Origin of the sequence: Actinophytocola sp. NPDC049390, assembly GCF_044466355.1 — a bacterium.
Classification (GTDB): Bacteria; Actinomycetota; Actinomycetes; order Mycobacteriales; family Pseudonocardiaceae; genus Actinophytocola.
Genome location: NZ_JBITMQ010000002.1, coordinates 175,380 through 194,295, shown reverse-complemented (window position 1 = coordinate 194,295; position 18,916 = coordinate 175,380). Strand labels below are relative to the sequence as shown.

Below are 18,916 nucleotides of genomic sequence, written 5' to 3'. Positions count from 1 at the left end.
AGGGGTTGACCATACTGACCGCGTCACGTCGAGCTGGATCTGACCGTTGACGGGGTGGGCGTGTCGGCGTGCTGTCGGGTCGGTCCTCAGCCGAGGTCGACCGTCGAGCCGAGGCCTTCGTGACGGGCGTGTGCGGCGACCGCGCCGTAGAGCGCCACGTCCAGCACCCCCATGCCGAACGGGTTGAGCACGACGTGCGGCCGGGCCACGCCGCGGCTGGAGTACCGGCCGGTGAGCAGCCCGCCCAGGGTGGCGTCGATCGGTTTCGCCGTGTCGTCGCCAGGGCGGGTGACCAGTCCGTCGCCCATCAGGCGGCCGAGGGGGCGGCGCGGGTTGTCCGCGACCAGGTCGAGGTCGTCCACGTACAGTGCGGCGGCGTCGAGGAACGTCTCGTCCGCGAGGTCGCCAAGCGACACGTTGACCAGCAGCGCGCCGGGCCGCGCCCAGGCCGGGGTCACGTAGCCCTTGTCGGCGGTGGTGGTGAAGACCGCGATCTCACCGGCGGTGACCGCGTCGCGGGCGGTGTCGTGCACCGTCACCACGAGGTCGTCGCGGGCGAGCAGGTCCGCCAGCCGGCGGGCGACGGCCGGGTCGTGGTCGTACAGCGACACCGTGCGCAGGCCGGGCAGTTCGCGGGTCAGCAGTGCCGCGTGCATCCGGCCCTGGGCGCCGCAGCCCACGACGGCGAGCGAGCCGGCACCGGAGTAGCCCGTGGCGGCCACCCCCACCGCGCTCACCGCCGCCGTGCGCACCGCGCTCAGCAGTCCCGCCTCCAGGATCGTCGTGACCCGGGCGGTCTCGGCGTCGAAACACAGGCCCAGCCCGCCGGCGCGTTCCAGGCCCGCCGCCGGGTTGGACACGCTCGCGTTGATGATCTTCATGCCGTGGTGCGGCCCCACCGCGCCCGGCATGCCGATCGACCGGGTGTACGCGCCCTGCGAGTTCTCCCACCGCAGGTAGGCCTCCGCGGGCAGCAGGCTCTCGCCGCGGTCGTGGTCGGCCAGCGTCTGCCGGACGACCGCGACCGGGTCGACGGCCGCCAGGCACCGCCGGACGTCCGCGCGTGACAGCACGGTCACCCGGCCCGCGCCCGCCAGTCCCGTGTCCGCCTGGTCGTACCACGGCTCACGCTGTGTCAATGGTTCGCTCGCAAGCTCGCTCACGCCACGTCCCTGCCCCGGCACCACTCCAGTACCGCCATCGCGCTGTACATCTTGTTCTCCGCCTGCGCGAACGCGATGCTGTCCTGCCCGTCGAGCACCTCGGCGGTGACCTCCTCGCCGCGGTGCGCGGGCAGGTCGTGCATGAACACCGCGTCCGGGCTGGTCCGCCAGATCTCCCGCGTCACCTGGAACGGCGCGAACACCGTGCGCCAGTCCGGGTCCGGCTTGGTCGTGCCCGTCGTCTCCCACCGCGTCGTGTACACGACGTCCGCTGTCGGCAGGTCGGTCATGTCGTGACGTTCCACAAGGGACGCGCCGTGGCGGGCGGCGTGCGCCTGGCCTCGTGCCAGCACCTCGGGGTCGAGGCCGTAGCCGGGCGGGGTGCGCAGGTGCAGCTCGGTGCCGGGGAACCGGGTGAGCGCCAGCGCGAGCGCGGCCGCGGAGTTGTTGCCCTCGCCCAGGTACAGCACCCGCAGCCCGTCGACGCGCCCGAACCGGCGGACCATCGTGGTGAGGTCCGCGAGTGCCTGGGTGGGGTGCTCGTCGGCGGTCATGGCGTTGACCACCGACATGCGCTTCTGGTCGGCCATGGCCCGCAGCTCGGCCGGGTCGCCCGCGGTGCGCACCACGAGCGCGTCGAGCATGGTGGACAGCACCCGGCCGGTGTCCTCGATGGTCTCGCCGGTGTTGATCTGCAGGTCACCCGGCCCGTAGGAGATGATGCGCGCGCCGAGCCGCAGCGCGCCCGAGGAAAACGCCGTGCGGGTGCGCGTGGAGGTCTTGCTGAAGTAGATGCCGACGACCTCACCGGCCAGTGACGTGGCCGCCTGCCGCGGGTCGTCAGCGAGCCGTGCCGCCCTGGCGACGATGGCGCGCAGGTCCTCGTCGGTGAGGTCGTCGAGCGAGATCAGATGACGCATGGTTGCTCCTCACGCACGTCCCCGAAGTGCTCGAACACCCAGGAGTCCGAGTAGATGGTGTCGAGGTACCGGTTGCCGTCGTCGGGGAAGACGAGCACGCACCGGGAACCGGCGGGGATGCGGTCGCGCAGCTTGCGCAGCGCGGACACGGTCGCGCCGGACGACCCACCCGCGAGGATCGCCTCGCGCGCCACCAGCAGGCGGCAGGCACGCACGCATTCCAGGTCGGTGACGTGGACGATCTCGCTGACCGCGCCCACGTCCACCAGCGGCGGCCGCCGGCCGGCGCCGTGCCCCGGGATTCGTCGGTGCTCGGTCGGGGTGTGGAAGATCGCGCTGCCCGCCGCGTCGACCGCGACCAGTTTCGTGGCCAGGCCGTGGTCGCGGATGTAGTCGGCGCAGCCGCGCAGCGTGCCGCCGGTGCTCACCGAGCAGAACAGGTAGTCGAGCCGTCCGTCCAGCGCGGTCACGATCTCGGCCATCGTCTGCTCGTGCGCGGCCGCGTTGAGCGGGTTCTCGTACTGGTTGGGCCAGAACGCGTCCGGCAGCCGCGTCACCAGCTCGCGCACCCTGGCGATCCGCGCGGCGAGCAGGTCGCCGCCCGTCGGGGACACGACCTCCACCGTCGCGCCGTAGGCCCGCAACAGCGCGACCGACTGCGCGGTCGTGCGGGTGTCGACCACGCAGATCAGCTCGAGTCCGAAGTAGGCGCACAGCTGCGCGAGACCGACCCCGAGGTTGCCGGACGTCGACTCCACGACCACCGACCGGCCCGGCACCAGCTCACCGGACCGGATCTTGCCGCGCAGCATGTGCAGCGCGGTGCGGTCCTTGACGCTGCCGCCCGGGTTGAACTTCTCCATCTTCGCGAAGACCCGCACGTCCGCGATCGGCACGACGCGCTCCAGCGCGACCAGCGGGGTGCGGCCGATCGTCGCGAGCACACCGCCCGGCTCACCCGTGTTCAACGGACACCCGCTCTCCCGCCGGGACAGTGGCCGCGACGTTGCCGCCGGACACGACCGCCACGGTCGCGCCGAGCGACTGGCCGGTCAGGTACGCCGCGGTCGCCACCGCGCCGCTGGGCTCGGCGAGCACGCCGAACCGGGCGGACAGGAACTCCTGCGCGGCGACGATGCTGTCCTCGTCGACGGTGACGATGTCGTCCACGAGCACCCTGATGTGCCGCCACGCCGGCTCGCCGAGCACCGGCGCGCGCAGCCCGTCCGCGATGGTGCGGTAGGTCTGCTCGACCGGCCACCGCACCAGCGTGCCCAGCCGCAGTGACTCGGCCGCGTCCCCGGCCAGCGCGGGCTCGACGCCGACGACGCGGGTGGCGGGGGAGACCGCCTTGACCGCGGCGGCGACCCCGGCGAGCAGGCCGCCGTTGCACACCGGCACCAGAACCGTGCGCACGTCCGGCAGGTCAGCCACGATCTCGGCGCCGACCGTGCCGTGCCCGGCGATCACGTCGAGATCGGCGGAGCCGATCACAGTGGCACCGGTGCGGGCCGCCAGCTCCGCGGTGGTGGACTCGCGCAACGCGGGCGGCACCACGACCACGCGGGCGCCGAGTGCGTGCACGGCGTCCACCTTCAACACCGGTGCGGTGTCGGGCAGGACGACCGTGGCGCGCAGGCCGTGCCGTGCCGCCGCGTAGGCCACCGCCCGTCCGTGGTTGCCGGACGACTGGGCGAGGACGTGGTCCGCGGTGAGGCGGGCGACCGCGTTGAACGCGCCGCGTGCCTTGAACGAGCCGGTCCGCTGCCGGTGCTCCGGCTTGAGCCAGAAGCCGTCGCCACCCAGCAGCGGGGTGCGGTGCACGGCGGGCCGGATCCGTTCGGCGGCGGCGCGGATGTCGGCCGCGCCGACGAGGGGCGGCGTCATCGGGCCAGCTCCCGGTCGGCGAGTGCCTGCACGCGGTCGAGGTCGGCGTCGACCTCGGCCGGTGGCGCCGCGTCCGGCAGCAGGTCCTCGATGTCGTGCAGCGGCCGGTACCGCAGGCCGAGCACCCCCCACACCACCAGCACGGCACCGGAGACCACCATCAGCGTGGCGAAGCCGCCGAGCCAGTCGGCGAGCGGGCCCGCGGTCAGGAAACCGAGAGGCTGCATGGCCGTCGCGAGCATGACGTTGATCGCCAGCACCCGTCCCTGCAGCTGCTGACCGACCTTCGTCTGGATGATCGAGAGCCAGTGCGCGTTGCCGATGCTCATGCACGCCAGCCGCACGAACAGGCCGGCCGCGACCACGAGCACCGACGGCCACGCACCCATCAGCGCCACCCCGAGCCCGGAGCCGATGACGAACGCGATCATGCCGGTGGCGCGGCGGACGGTGCCGCCCCAGATCACCACGACGACCGCGCCGACCGCGGCGCCGATCCCGCCGACGGCGCTGACCACCCCCAGCTCACCGGTCGAGCCGATCGACAGGACCAGCGGGGTGAGCCCCACCCACATCACGGCGGTGAAGTAGTTGACCACCGCGAAGTAGCCGATCATCACCAGCAGCGGCTTGCGGCGCACCACGAACTTCCACCCGCCGGTGACCGCCTTCGCGAACGGTTCGGTCTGGGTGAAGAACAACCGGTTCGGGAACCGCACCAGCACCAGGGAGACGACACCGATCGCGAACGTGGCCACGTCGACCACGACGACCGCGGTCAGCCCCGACAGTCCCATGAGGACACCGCCGAGGACGGGCCCGAGGATGGTGCCGAGCCCGGCGCCGATGTCGGCGAGCGCGTTGGCCTGCGGCAGGTACGGCTTCGGCACCAGCTGGGCGATCGCCGCCAGGTAGGCGGGCCGGTGGAACGCCGACGCCACCGACATGACCCCGACGATCGCGCACACCGCCACGAGGTCGAGCCGTCCCAGTGCGACCAGCACGGCGAGCACGGCCATCGCCGCGCCGCTCGTCAGGTCGCAGGCCAGCATGATCCGTCTGCGGTCCACCCGGTCGGCGAGCGCACCGCCGACCGGCGTCAGCAGCATGCTCGGCACGCGGGCGAGCAACACGACCAGCGCGAGGTCGATGACCCGGCCGCTGCGCTGGTAGGCCCACACGCCGAGCGCGAACGCGCTCAGCTCGTTGCCGATCATCGACACGGCCTGGCCGCCCGCGACGGTGTAGAACGCGCGCAGCCCTCGGCGTGCCTCGGGGGCGGCGACCGGGACGTCGTCGACCCGGGGCGGCAGGTCACCGGCGGCCCAGCGGGAGAGCCGGTCCCGCAGCAGGGCGGCGACCTCGGCGGCCTGGTGGCGCAGGAAGTAGTGCCCGGCCCTGGGCAGCACGGCCGGCTCGACCCGGTCGGCGAACGCGCCCCATTCCCGGTACCGCTCCTGGTACAGCTCGGTCGCGGGGTCGCTCGACCCGACGACGCACAGGATCGGCGCCGCGAGCCGGGGACGGTCCGCGGCGTCCGGGTCGAGCGCGCGGCCGAACCAGGCCTGCGCCTGTCCGGCGTCGTGCCGCAGCGCACGCAGCATGGCCGCGCTCGCGGCCTCGTCCATGTCGTCCATGAGGCCGCCGGTCGCCCGCAGCGTGTCCCGGTAGAGCCGGTCGGCCACCCAGCGCTCGCGGGGGAACCGGCGCTGCAGCCACGCCGACACCTTGCCCGGCAGCCTGGCCGCGGGGAAGCTGCCCGCCACGACGACCCCGACGACGTCGCGGCCGTCGGCTTCGAGCCGGGCGGCGAGCGCGGTCGCGACGGCGGAGCCGACACAGTGCCCGTACACCGCGACCGGGCCGGTGACGGTCCGGCCGATCTCGTCGGCGAGCAGGTCCACGACCTCGTCGACGGTGCGGAACGCCTCGTCGGGCCGGGCCACGTCGTGGCCGGGCAGCTCGACGGCGAGTACGTCGACGCCCGGTGCGGCGGCGGCGAGTTCGGTGGCGAGCGGGCCGAAGACGGCAGCGGAGCCACCGCCGTAGGGCACGCAGACCAGCGTCACGTCCGCGGTGCCCGCGCGGGCGGGGGAGAGGCGGTGCAGTAGGCGCCCGTCGTCGGTCCTCTGCCCGGCGTCGAGGTGCGCGGCCAGTTCGCGGACGGTCGGGTGCAGGAACAGGTCGATGACCCGCAGCCGCTCGTCGATCAGCCGGACCGCGCGGACGGCGGTGAAGGAATGCCCGCCGAGCGCGAAGAAGTCGTCGTCCGCGTGGACCTCCGGCACCTCGAGCACCTGCGCCCACACCCGCGCGACGAGTTGCTCGGTCGGGGTTTCCGGTGCGTGGGAACCCGCGACCGGCGCGGCGGCGGGCGCGGCGACCGGGCCTGCGTCGTTGCGGGCCGGGCCGACCGACGCGACCGGTTGGTCCACATCGGACAGCAGGTCGGCCAGCAGTGCCTGGAAGTCGGCGACGATCTCCTCGGCGGTGCCCGCGTCGAACAGGTCGGCCCGGTAGGCGAGGCCGCCGAGGTAGGTGTCGCCGTCGTTGACCAGCACCATGCTGAGGTCGAACTTCACCTTCTCGCCCGCGTCGCGGACGGCGGTCACCTCGACACCGGGGATGGCGGGCGGCGTCGCGGGCTGGTCCAGGACGTTCAGCAGCACCTGGAAGATCGGCGTCGCGGCGACGGACCGCTCCGGCCGCAACCGTTCGATGATCCCTTCGAGCGGTGTCTCGGCGTGCGCGAACGCGCCGAGCACGGTCTCGCGGGACCGTGCGAGCAGCTCCCGCACGGTCGGGTCGCCGCCGAGGTCCGTGCGCAGCACGAGCGTGTTCACGAAACAGCCCACCGTCGCCTCGACACCCGGGTGGTGCCGGCCGGACTCGGGCACGCCGACCGCGACGTCATCGGTCCCGGCGCGGCGGCCGAGCAGTTCCTGCCAGCAGGCGAGGAGCACCATGAACGGCGTCACGCCCACGTCGGCGGCCACGTCCCGGACACGGGCGGTGAGTGCGGCGGGGAGCGCGAACCGGACGTGCCCGCCGGACCAGTCGGCCACCGCCGGCCGGGGCCGGTCGGTCGGCAGCGTGAGCAGCGGCGGCAGCCCGGACAGGCGGTCGCACCACCAGTTCAGGTCCTCGTCGCGGGCCCGGGCGGCCAGCCACGCGGCGTAGTCCGCGTACTGCACGGGCAGGGTCGCGTCCGGTGCCGACCCCGCGAGCCGGGCGGCGTACGCGTCGGCGAGGTCCGTGCCGATGACGCCCCGCGACCAGTTGTCGGTCGCGATGTGGTGCACGGTGAGCGCGAGCACGTGCTCACCGTCGGCGACCCGGAACAGCGTGGCCCGCAGCGGCGGTTCCCGGTCGAGCGCGAACGGCCGCGCAAGCTCCGCCCGGCACGCCGCGTCCACTGCGTCCGCCGCGATGTCCACAATGGATACGGGGACGCGGTCGGCGGGCACCGGCACGGCCACCGGGGTGCCGTCGCGTTCCTCGATGACGCTGCGCAGCACGGTGTGCCGTGCGGCGACGTCCCGTACCGCGAGCGCCATCGCCGCCGCGTCCACCGGTCCACGCAGCCGCAGCACGAGGTCGGCGTGGTAGGCCGAACCCGGTTCGAGCAGTTCGAGGAACCACAGCCGCGCCTGCGCGGACGACAGCGGCGCGGGCGCCTCGGGGTCCGGCCGCACGGGGATGGGCGCGCCACCGAACACTCCGCCGGGGTCCGCGGTCAGCGCGGCGGCGAGGTCGGCCAGCACCGGGTGCTCGAACACCGTGCGCACGGCCACGTCGCGGCGCAGCGCCTCACCGAGCCGTCCGGCAACCCGGACCGCCGCGAAGGAATGGCCGCCCACGGCGAAGAAGTCGTCGTCGGCCGCCACGTCGCCGAGCCCGAGCACCTCACCCCAGACCCGCGCCACGAGCCGCTCGGCCGGGGTCGCCACCGGCCGCCGCACAACGGGCGCGCGTTCGGTCGCGTCGGGCAGCGCGGCCCGGTCGATCTTGCCGTTCGCGTTGAGCGGCAGGCGCTCCAGGACGGTGAGGGAGGTGGGCACCATGTAGTCCGGCAGCCGGTCACGCAGCGTCCGCCGCACGGCCGGGACGGCGAGGCCGACACCCCGCGCCGGCACGAGCCACGCCGCGAGCCTGCGGTCCAGCCCGGCGCCGACCGGGAGCACCACGGCCTCGGCCACCCCGTCGACGTCACGGAGGGCGGCGGTGACCTCACCCAGCTCCACCCGGTGGCCACGCACCTTCACCTGGTCGTCGGCGCGGCCGAGGAACTGCACCGTCCCGTCGGCACGCACCCGCAGCAGGTCGCCGCTGCGGAAGCACCGCACACCGGTGCCCAGTGGGTCCGGCACGAACCGGGCCGCGGTCTGCGTGTCGTCGCCGAGGTAGCCGCGGGTGATCTGCGGTCCGCCGATCACCAGTTCGCCGGTCATCCCCGCGGGCACGACCGCGCCACGCGCGTCGACGAGGTGGCCGACGACGCCGGGCAGCGGCGTGCCGAGCGGCACGTACCCGGTGCGCTCGTGCGACGGGACGGTCGCCACGTCGCACGTCATCGAGATCATCGTGCTCTCGGTGTGCCCGTAGTGGCTCTGCACCCGCAGGCCCGGCCGGGCCGTCTCGACGCGCTCGACGAGCGACCACGGGCACGCCTCACCGGCGAGGATCAGGAGCCGCTCGGGCAGCACGGCGACGAGATCTCCGTGCCGGGCAAGGAGTTCCAGGTGGCTGGGTACGCACTTGAGCACGTCGACCGGGTGCTCGGCCAGGTACCCGGCGAACGACTCCGGGTCCATCGCGGTGTCCCGGTCGACCAGGTGGACGGTGCCGCCGGTGGTCAGCGCGCCGTACACGCAGGTGAGGCCGAAGTCGGCCGCCGGGGTGGAGACGACCGCGAACGACGCACCGGCCACGTCACCGAGCCGGGGCAGCATGCCCGCCAGGTAGTGCGCGACGTTGCGGTGCTCGACCGCGACCCCCTTCGGCGCCCCGGTCGAACCGGATGTGAAGATCACGTGGATCAGGTCGTGCTCCGCGACCGGCACGTCCGGCCGGGTGCCCGGCTGGGCGGTGACCGCGTCGTCGACGGTCGTGACGGTGACATCGGGGGCGGTCACGTCGAGACCGGGTTCGGCCAGCAGGATCCGCGCGCCTCCGGTGGCGAGGATGGCGGCCACCCGTGCCGTCGGGTAGGTGGTGTCCATCGGCAGGTACGCGCCACCGGCCTTCATGATGCCGAGCACCGCGCACGCCACGTCCGTGCCCTGTTCGAGCAGCAGCCCGACCGGCTCGTCGGCCCGCACCCCGAGTGAGAGCAGCCGGTGCGCGATCCGGTTGGCGCGTTCGTCGAGCTGCCGGTAGGTGAGCGCGCCGGTCGCCCCGACCACGGCGACCCGGTCGGGGCAGCGGTCGGCGGTGTCCTCGATCAGCGTGTGCACCGGCCGGAACCCGGACCGTGCCGGTTCCGGTCCTGCCAGCACCGGCGCGGTGACGACCTCGATCGGCACCTCGGCGACCGGGCGGTCGAGGTCGGCGGTGACCCCGTCGACGAGCGTGACGAACCAGCGGGCGATCCGCTCCGCCGTGCCGGCGTCGAACAGGTCGGTGCGGTAGGCCAGCCCACCCGAGTAGCCGTCGCCGTTCCGGGACAGCGCGAGGTTCAGGTCGAACTTGACGCTGCGCACCGGCGGTTCGGTGACCCGGGCGGTGAGACCGGGCAGCTCGGGGGGCCGCGCCTGCTCGTCGAGCACGTTGAGCATGACCTGGAAGACCGGTGAGGCGTCGAGCCCGCGCCGCGGCGCGACCCGCGCCACGATCCGCTCGAACGCCACGTCCGTGTGCGTGAACGCGTCGAGCACCGTGTCCCGGGCGGCGGCGAGCAGCTCGCGGCCCGTGGTCGCCCCGGCCAGGTCGGTGCGCAGCACCAGCGTGTTGACGAAGCAGCCGACGACCTGTTCCGCGTCCGGGTGGTGGCGGCCCGACTCCGGCACACCCACCGGCACGTCGGTGGTCCCGGCCAGCCTGCCGAGCAGTGCCTGCCAGCACGCCAGGAACACCATGAACGGGGTGGCGCCGGTGGTGCGGCCGATCTCCCGCAGCCGCGCGGTCAGCGCCGCGGGCACCACGACGCCGACCTCGGCGCCCTCGTCCCCGGCCACGGCCGGGCGGGGACGGTCGGTAGGCAGCTCCAGCACCGGCGGGAGCCCGGCGAGCCGCGCGCACCACCAGTCCAGGTCGGCGTCGGCGGTGTCCGGCCGGGAACCGTGCCACGCCACCAGGTCCGCGTACTGGAGCGCCGGTGGCGGCGGCACGTCGCGGACGTGCAGGCGGGCGGCGTAGCAGGCGGCGAGGTCGTCGAGCACGACCGCGGCGGACGGGGCGTCCATCGCGATGTGGTGGAACGTCAACGCCAGCACCCGCTTCTCGGCGGTGACCCGGAACAGCACGGCCCGCATCGGTGGCGCGTCGTCGAGCGCGAACGGCCGGGCGGCCTCGGCGGCCACCTCGGCGTCCAGCTCCGCCGCCGTGACGTCCACAGTGGACACCGGGACGACGGGTCCCGCGCACCGCATGGGCTCGCCGTCGACCTCCCGGTACACGCCGCGGAGCACGTCGTGCCGGTCGGCGACGTCACGGACCGCGGCCAGCAACGCGGTGTCGTCGGCGTGCCCGGTCAGTTCGAGCACGAGCGGCAGGTTGTAGGCGTGGCCGCCAGGTTCGAAGCGGGCCAGGAACCACAGCCTGGCCTGCGCGGACGACAGCGGCACCGGTCTCCCGTCGCGGGGGAGGCGGGGGATGGCGGGCTCCGCGACGGGAACGTCGCCACGCAGTGCGGCGGCGGCACGGCCGGCGAGCAACTCGCGCATGCGTTGCTGTGCGGGGGTGACCAGCGAGTCCGTCATGCCGTGCTCCCCGTCGATACGGCGTCGTCCGCCAGGGCGGTCATCGCGATCCGTTCGAGTTCCGCCGCGAACTCCCGCAGCACCGGCCGGTCGAACAGGCACCGCACCGGGACGGAGAAACCGAGCGCCTCGCCGAGGCGGCCGACGACCTTGGTCGCGGCGAGCGAATGCCCGCCGAGCCCGAAGAAGTCGTCCAGGGCGCCGACCTGCTCGCGGCCGAGCACCCCGGCCCAGGTGACCGCGACGAGTTCCTCGAGCGGCGACGCGGGCGGGTCGTCCGGCCGCGCCGGTGCCGCCGGTGCGGGGAGTGCGGCGCGGTCCACCTTGCCGGTCGCGGTGGCGGGGAACGCGTCGAGCGCCACCCACCGGTGGGGCACCGCGTAGTCGGGCAACCGTTCACGCAGCGACGTCCCGACCGCCGCGATGTCCACAGTGGACGGCGTGAGGTAGCCGACGAGGTGTGGTTCGCCGTCGGTGCGCACGACGACCACCGCGTCGGTCACCCCGGCCGTGGTGCGCAGCACATGTTCCACCTCGCCGAGTTCCACCCGGTTGCCGCGGATCTTGACCTGGTGGTCGGCGCGGCCGTGGAACTCCAGCTCGCCGTCGGCGCGCCAGCGGACCAGGTCGCCGGAGCGGTAGCAGCGGCCGCCGTGCGACGGGTCGGTGCCGAACGCCGCCGCGGTCAGCTCCGGCCGGTCCCGGTAGCCGGGCGTCACGCCCGCGCCGCCGATGCACAGTTCGCCGACCGCGCCGGGCAGCGCGGTCTGACCGAACGGGTCGACCACGGTGAGGAGCGTGCCGCCGAGGGGTCGCCCGATCGGCACCGGCCGGTCGGCCGCCAGGTCGGCGGTGGTCACCAGGTGTGTGGTCGCGGTGATGGTGGTCTCCGTGGGGCCGTAGCAGTTGCGCAGGCTCGCGACGCGGGCGGTGATCTGCCGCGCCAGGGCGACGTCGAGTGCTTCGCCGCCGGAGAGCACGTGCAGTCCGGGCAGGTCGGGCAGTCCGGCGGCGACGAGCATCCGCAACGTGGTCGGTGTCGGGTTGAACCGGGTCGCACCGGTCGCGACGAGCCGTTGAACGAGCGCGTGCCCGTCGACGGCACAGTCCCGGTCGGCGATCGCGCAGTGCGCGCCCGAGGTGAGCGTCGTCCAGAGTTCGCCGGTGGCCGTGTCGAACACGAGCGGCGCGACCGCCAGCCACGTGTCGGTGGGCCGTACGCCGGTCACCTCGCGGAACGCGTGGACCAGCGCGGCGAGGTTCCTGTGCGTGACCGCGACGCCCTTCGGGCTGCCGGTCGACCCGGAGGTGTAGAGCACGTAGGCGAGGTCGTCCAGGCTCGGCTCCCGCGGCGGACGTGTGTCCGTGGCGGGAGCGTCGAGGTCCACGACGGTCAGGTGCGGCAGCGCGGCGCGGGCCACGGCCAGCGCCTGGCCGCGGGCCGCGACGACCCGGATCCCGGCGTCGGCCGCGAGTGCCGCGATCCGGCCCGCGGGATGCCCGGGGTCCAGCGGCAGGTACGCGCCACCTGCCCGCCACACGGCGAGCAGCCCGGCGGGCAGGTACTCGTCGCGCGGCAGGCACACGCCGACCACGTCACCGGTGGCGACACCCGCGGCGAGCAGGCCGCGAGCGCCCTGAGCCGACCACGCCGCCAGGTCGGCATAGGACAGTCGCCCGGCGGGCGAGGACGTCGCCACCGCGCCGGGTGGTTGCGCGAGCACGTCGGCGACCACGGTTCGCATGGCGGGCAAGGGTTTCCCGGTACCCCAGGCGAACAGCACGGCACGTTCGCCGTCGTCCAGGATGTCCAGTGTGGACAGTGCGGCGTCCGGGTCGGCGGTGAGCCGGTCCAGGAGGGTGCCGTACCAGCGGACCCAGCGGTCGATCGTGGTCCGGTCGAACAGGTCGGTGCGGAACACGAGCCTGCCCGCGTACCCAGTGCCGGTGTCACTGAGGTCCAGGTTCAGGTCGTACAGCGCGGTGGCGACGGGCTGCGGCAGCACCGTCACGGCCAGGTCGCCGAGCGACGCGGTCGCCTGCTCGTCCAGGACGTTCATCATCACCTGGCACACCGGGGTGCTCGCCGGGTCCCGCTCCGGTGCGAGCCTGCGCACCACCTCGTCGAACGGCACGTCGGCGTGGGCGAACGCGTCGAGGACGGTGCCACGGGCCCTGCCCACCAGGTCGCGGCCGGACCCGAGGCCGGTCAGGTCGGCGCGGACGGCCACGGTGTTGACGAAGAAGCCGACCATCCCGGCCAGTTCGGCGGCGCGGCGACCGCCGTGTGGCACGGCGACCGCGAGGTCGGTCACCCCGGCCAGTCGCGCGAGCAGCAGCTGCCAGGCCGCGAGCAGCACCGTGAACGGGGTGGTCCCGGCGGCGGCCGCCAGTGCGCGGACCCGGTCCGAGACGGCCGAGGACAGGCGCACCGGGACCTCGTCCGCCGACCAGTCGGCGACGGCCGGGCGGGTCCGGTCGGTCGGCAGCCGCAGCGCGGGCAGGTCCGCGAGCCGCCGCTCCCACCAGTCGAGGCCCGCGGTCAGGTCCTGCTCGCGTTCCCACTCGGCGTGGTCGGCGTACTGGAGCGCCGGTGGCGACGGCCAGTCGTCGGGCTCCGCGCGGTAGTACCGGTCCACTTCGGACAACAGGAGTCGTTGGGACACCGCGTCGGTGGCGATGTGGTGACAGGTGAGTGCCAGCACGTGGTGGTCCGGTGCGAGCCGGAACAGGACCGCACGCAGCGGTGGCGCCGCGTGAAGCGTGAAGGGCCGCCGGACCTCGGCCGCCACCGCCGAGGCCAGGTCCGGTTCCGCGATGTCCACCGTGTGCACGGGGACGGCGTCGGCCGGCCCGAGGAGCGCGACCGGTTCCCCGTCGATCTCGGTGAACCGGCTGCGCAGCACGTGGTGGCGCGCCGTGAGCGCGTGGACCGCGCGGTAGAGCCGCGACTCGTCCAGCACGCCCCGGATCCGCAGCACGGTGGGGGAGTTGTAGGCGGCGCTGTCCGGGTCGAGCTTCGCCGCGAACCACAGCATGCGCTGCGCCGACGACAGCGGCGCGGGTGCGGTGGGGTCTGGGCGGGCGACGAGCGGGCGGTCGGTGTGGGCGGCGCTCTCGGCGATCCGTGTCGTGAAGTCGGCGAGCACCGGGTGGTCGAACAGCGTGCGCACCGTGGTCCGGCGGCCGAGCCGTGCGTGCAGGAGGCCAACGACGCGGGTCGCCGCCAGCGACCGGCCGCCGAGCGCGAAGAAGTCGCTGTCCGGACCGAGTTCCTCGTCGAGCTCCAGGCACTCCCGCCACACCCGCGCGACCGCTGCTTCCGCGTCCGACAGCGGTGCGGCCACGGCCGGGCGGGCGACGGGCACGGCCGGGAGGGCGCGCCGGTCGAGCTTTCCGTTGGGCAGCAGGGGAAGTCCGTCCAGCGTGTGCCACGCGCTCGGCACCATGTAGGCGGGCAGGAGCCGCCGGACCTGCCGCTCGACGGCCGCCGCGTCGACGGTCGCGGGCGCGAGGTACCCGACCACGTGGGCGTCCACGCCGTCCTCGGCCACCGTCACGGCCGCGTCGTCCACCCCCGGCAGTCCGCGCAGCACCGACTCGACCTCGCCCAGCTCGAACCGGTTGCCCCGCACCTTCACCTGGCCGTCGGCACGGCCGACGAACTCCAGCGTCGCATCCGGCCGCCACCGGACCAGGTCACCGGTGCGGTAGCAGCGCTCGCCCGGCCGCACCGGGTCGGCGACGAACGCGGCCGCGGTCAGCTCGGGACGCGCCCGGTAGCCGGCCGCGACACCGGCGCCACCGATCCACAGCTCACCGATCGCCCCGCGCGGCGCGAGCCGGCCCGCCTCGTCCACCACGTACAGCCAGGCACCCGGTGTCGGCGCACCGATCGGGACGCGTTCCCCGTCGGTACCGGTCACCCGGTGCGCGGTCGCCGCGACCGTGGCCTCCGTCGGGCCGTAGCCGTTCCACAGCTCACCGACCAGCGGCCGGGCCCGCGCGGCGAGGTCGGGGTCGAGCACCTCGCCACCGAGCAGCAGCCGCAGCGCGGGATCACCAGCCCAGCCCGCGGCGAGCAGCATCCGCAGGCTCGTGGGTGTCAGATCGACGACCGTGACACCGCTCCGCGCGATCCGCCTCGCGAGCTGGTGGCCGTCGACGGCGCTGTCGCGGTCGGCGACGACGCACCGCGCACCGGTCGCGAGCGGCCACCACAGTTCCTCGGCGGACACGTCGAACGCGAGCGGCGCGAGCGCGAGCATCGCGTCGGCGCGCGTCATGCCGGGGAGGTGCGCCCGCGAGCGGACGAACGCGTGCAGGTTCGCGTGGCTGATCTCGACACCCTTGGGCCGCCCGGTCGACCCGGATGTGAACAGCACGTAGGCGAGCGCGTCGCCCTCGGGCAGCACCGGCTCGAACGGCACCCCGTCGCTGCGGTCGACGCCGATCACCCGCAGCCCCTGCACCGCGTCGGCGACGGCCGTCGCCACCGGCTGGGCGTCGCCGCGGGTGAGCACGACCCGCAGACCCGCCTCACCCGCGAGCTGGGTGAGCCGCGCGACTGGCTGCTCGGTGTCGAGCGGCAGGTACACCGCACCCGCCCGCCACACGGCGAGCAGCGCGGCGGGCAGGAACTCGTCGCGCGGCAGGCACACCCCGACCGTGTCCCCGGCCGCCACCCCGGACGCGACGAGCACTCGCGCGATCCGGTCGGCGTGGTGTACCAGTTGCGCGTACGTCAGCTGACCGTCCGCGCAGGACACCGCGACCGCGTCCGGTGTCCGCGACGCGTTGCGCCACACCGCGTCCGGCACGCCGCGCGCGTCGTCGGCGCGCAGTGCGGGACCGGTGCCCCACCTCGTCAACTCGGCGCGTTCCCCGTCCGCCAACAGGTCCAGTGTGGACAGTGTGGTGTCCGGTGCCGTCGCGGCGGTGTGCAGCAGGTGGAGCAGGGTGTCGGTGAACCAGCGGGCGCGGGCGGGGGAGAGGCGCGCCGGGTCGTGCTCGACGATCAGCTCGACGCCATCGACGCCGGTGTTCACGAACACCGTCAGCGGGTTGTGGCTACCGCCGGTCGGCAGCTCGCCGAGCAGGTCCAACCGGCTGTCCGGTCCGTGCGCCGACAGCGGAAGACCGTCGGGTTGCACCGCGATCGACACGGGCGTGAGCGACACCCCGGCGGGGCGGTCGCCGCCCCACAGCCCGGCGAGGTCATCGGCGGGCAGGCCCCGGTGGTCGATGGCGCGCACCGCCGTGGTCATGGCCGCGCGCAGCAGGTGCCGGAACGACGTGTCCGCGTCGATCCGTAATCGGACCGGTAACACGTCGACCAGCGGTCCGACGGTGTGCTCGAGTTCCGGCAGGTCCCGCTGCGCGGCCGCCATTCCCAGCAGCACGTCCTGGCCACGAACCAGCTCGCCGACGAGCAACCCCAGCGCCGACAGGTACACCGCGAACGGCGTCACCCCGGTGGCTTCGGCGAGCGCACGCACCGCGGACCCCAGCGAGGCGGGCAGTGGCCTGCTGATCCGCTGTCCCTCGAACCGCTGCGCGGCGCGGTCGAACAGCGCGTCCGGCGGGGTCGCCCCGGCCAGCTCGGCCGACCAGTACGCCGCGAGCCGGTCCCGCTCACCGGGTAGCTCCGCGAGCGCCCGCTCTCGCAGCGCCACCGCACCGACCTGCGCGAAGGACGCCGCCGGTGCACCGACCAGCTCCGCCATGAGCACGCCGATGGACGCGCCGTCGGTGGCGATGTGGTCGGACACGACGACCAGGTCGGCCACGTCGTCGGCGAGCCGGAGCAGCGTGATCCGCAGCAGCGGCGTGTCGGCCGTGAGGTCGAACGAGTACCGCGCGGCGGCGTCGGCCAGTTCCCCGGCTCGGCGGTCCGCGTCGGCGAGCCCGCGCAGGTCGTGCACGTCCACCGGTACCCGTGTCGGCGGGCCCACCACCATGACCGGTTCGCCGCCGCGTTCGCCGATCGTGCTGCGCAGTACCTCGTGCCGTGCGACGACCGCGTCCGCGGCCTCCCGCAGCGTGGACTCCGTCGCGTGGCCGCGCAGCCGCAGCCGCCACGCGACGGTCGTCGCGGTGCCGGTCGAGCCGAGCTGGGCGAGTGTCCACAGGTCCCGCTGCGTGCCGGTGAGCGGGTAGGTCCCACGGTCCGGGTGTGCCTCCAGCGTCACCGACGGCGCCGCGGCCGGGGCGTGCGCGAGCCGTCCGGCGACCGCCGCCACCGTGCCGTCCGCGAGGAACTCCGCCAGCGTCACCGCCCGGCCGGTGGTCTCCCGCAGCCGCATGACCGCACGCGCCGCGGCCAGCGAGTGCCCGCCAGACTCGGAGAACCGGTCGTGCGCACCGATCCGCGGCAGGCCGAACGCGGCCGCGACCACCTCGGCGACCAGCCGCTCGGTCTCGGTGCGCGGGGCTGCGTACTCGGTGCCCTCGCGGTCGAACACCCACGCCGCCAGCGCCGCGCGATCCGCCTTTCCGGTGGTGCCGAGCGGGATCGCGTCGAGCACGGCGATCCGGGACGGCACCAGGTGCGCGGGCAGCCGTGACCGCAGCCAGGCCAACAGGTCCGGTTCGGACACCGGGGCCCCGGCCGGTTCGACGAACCCGACGAGCCTGCGTTCCCCGTGCTCGTCGGCGGGCGCGAGCACCACGGCGTTGCCGACGGCCGGGTGGGTCAGCAGGGCCGCCTGGACCTGTCCCGGTTCGATCCGGAACCCACGCACCTTCACCTGGTCGTCGGCGCGACCGACGAAGTGGTAGTCGCCGTCGTGGCGCCGGACGAGGTCACCGGTGCGGTAGTGCCGGACACCGAGGGCGTCGACCACGAACCTCTCGGCGGTCAGCTCCGGCCGCCCCAGGTACCCCCGGGTCACGAGCGCACCGCTGACCCACAGCTCACCGACCTCGTCGTCGCCGAGCGCACGGCCATCGGCGTCCCGTACCGAGAACGCGGCACCGGGCAGCGGGGTGCCGATCGGCGGGTCGTCCGACCCGTCCCGGGCGACCTCGTGGCACGAGCAGTTCACCGTCGCCTCGGTCGGGCCGTAACAGTTCACGATCCGCCGCACGCCCTCGTTGGCGTAGAGCCGGTCGACGAGCGACCGGTGCAGCGCCTCACCGGCGATGGCGACGGTCCGCACCGAACGCGGCAGCGGGGTCCGCGCGAGCACCGCCAGCACGGACGGCACGCCCTGCACGAACGTCACCTCGTCCCGCGCGGCCAGCCCGGGCAGCGCGAGCAGGTTCTCGGCGAGCACCAGGCTCCCGCCGGTCACCAGCGGCGGGAACAACTCGGCCACGGACGCGTCGAAGCAGACCGACGCGGCGGCGAGCACCCCTCGTAGCTCGTCGTCGCCGTAGGTCGCGGTCGCCCATGCCAGCAACGCGAGCACGTTGCGGTGCTCGACCTGGACACCTTTCGGTCTGCCGGTGGAGCCGGACGTGTAGATCACGTACGCGAGATCCGTGCCTGCGCCCGGCACCTCCGGAGCGGTCGTGCGGTCGTGGTCGACGTCGCCGACGGCCAGCACGGGCACGCCGGCGTCCGCGAGCGCGGCGGGATCCGGTTCGTCCGCGACCACCAGCGACAGCCCGGAGTCCGCGACGATCGCCGCGCCGTGCGCCGGGGGAGCGGCCGGGTCCAGCGGCACGTACGCGCATCCCGCCTTCAGCACCCCGAGCAGCGCGGGTACCAGCCGCGGGCCGCGGCGCAGGCACACACCGACCAGGTCACCACGTGTCACCCCGTCGCGGAGCAGGGCGTGCGCGACCGCGTTGGCGGCCTCGTCCAGACGGGCGTAGCTCATGCGCTCGTCACCCGCGACGAGCGCACAGCGGTGGGGTGTCCTTTTCGCCTGTTCCTCGAACGCCTCGTGTACCCGGTCGAACCTATCCAGATCTGCCCGCAACCCGCTGAACCTCTCACCCCACGCCTGGACGGACCTCGACTGACGGTCCAATTTGGGCATGCTAAAGCCGTGTGATGCCGGAGATACCGTGGTTCGGC

At 74.3% G+C, this 18,916-nt stretch carries 6 protein-coding genes; all 6 read right to left on the bottom strand.

Annotation, left to right across the window (positions count from 1 at the left end):
* Positions 1-86: 86 nt before the first annotated feature.
* The 6 genes from ACIBVP_RS07070 to ACIBVP_RS07045 are packed head-to-tail and all read right to left on the bottom strand — an operon-like array spanning position 87 to position 18,878.
* Positions 87-1,163 carry an ornithine cyclodeaminase gene (locus tag ACIBVP_RS07070; RefSeq protein WP_396105092.1) on the bottom strand — a complete coding sequence of 359 codons (1,077 nt, stop codon included), beginning with the start codon at positions 1,161-1,163 and terminating at the stop codon, positions 87-89.
* A complete protein-coding gene (locus tag ACIBVP_RS07065) occupies positions 1,160-2,083 on the bottom strand; it encodes an ornithine carbamoyltransferase (RefSeq protein ID WP_396105091.1) in 924 nt (307 codons plus the stop codon). The genes ACIBVP_RS07070 and ACIBVP_RS07065 overlap by 4 nt, the downstream gene beginning before the upstream one ends.
* Entirely contained in the window at positions 2,071-3,051 is a 981-nt protein-coding gene (sbnA, locus tag ACIBVP_RS07060; protein ID WP_396105090.1) for a 2,3-diaminopropionate biosynthesis protein SbnA, read from the bottom strand. The genes ACIBVP_RS07065 and sbnA overlap by 13 nt, the downstream gene beginning before the upstream one ends.
* On the bottom strand, positions 3,038-3,970 hold the full coding sequence (locus tag ACIBVP_RS07055) for a threonine/serine dehydratase (RefSeq protein ID WP_396105089.1): 933 nt from the start codon (positions 3,968-3,970) through the stop codon (positions 3,038-3,040). Before ACIBVP_RS07055 ends, sbnA begins: the two co-directional genes overlap by 14 nt.
* On the bottom strand, positions 3,967-10,890 hold the full coding sequence (locus ACIBVP_RS07050) for an amino acid adenylation domain-containing protein (protein ID WP_396105088.1): 6,924 nt from the start codon (positions 10,888-10,890) through the stop codon (positions 3,967-3,969). Before ACIBVP_RS07050 ends, ACIBVP_RS07055 begins: the two co-directional genes overlap by 4 nt.
* Positions 10,887-18,878 carry an amino acid adenylation domain-containing protein gene (locus tag ACIBVP_RS07045; protein WP_396105087.1) on the bottom strand — a complete coding sequence of 2,664 codons (7,992 nt, stop codon included), beginning with the start codon at positions 18,876-18,878 and terminating at the stop codon, positions 10,887-10,889. The genes ACIBVP_RS07050 and ACIBVP_RS07045 overlap by 4 nt, the downstream gene beginning before the upstream one ends.
* Positions 18,879-18,916 lie beyond the last annotated feature (38 nt).

Coding starts and splice junctions, on each gene's coding strand:
- ACIBVP_RS07065 (WP_396105091.1), bottom strand. CDS start 2,083: ATGCGTCATCTGATCTCGCTCGACGACCTCACCGACGAGGACCTGCGC.
- ACIBVP_RS07055 (WP_396105089.1), bottom strand. CDS start 3,970: ATGACGCCGCCCCTCGTCGGCGCGGCCGACATCCGCGCCGCCGCCGAA.
- ACIBVP_RS07050 (WP_396105088.1), bottom strand. CDS start 10,890: ATGACGGACTCGCTGGTCACCCCCGCACAGCAACGCATGCGCGAGTTG.
- ACIBVP_RS07045 (WP_396105087.1), bottom strand. CDS start 18,878: ATGCCCAAATTGGACCGTCAGTCGAGGTCCGTCCAGGCGTGGGGTGAG.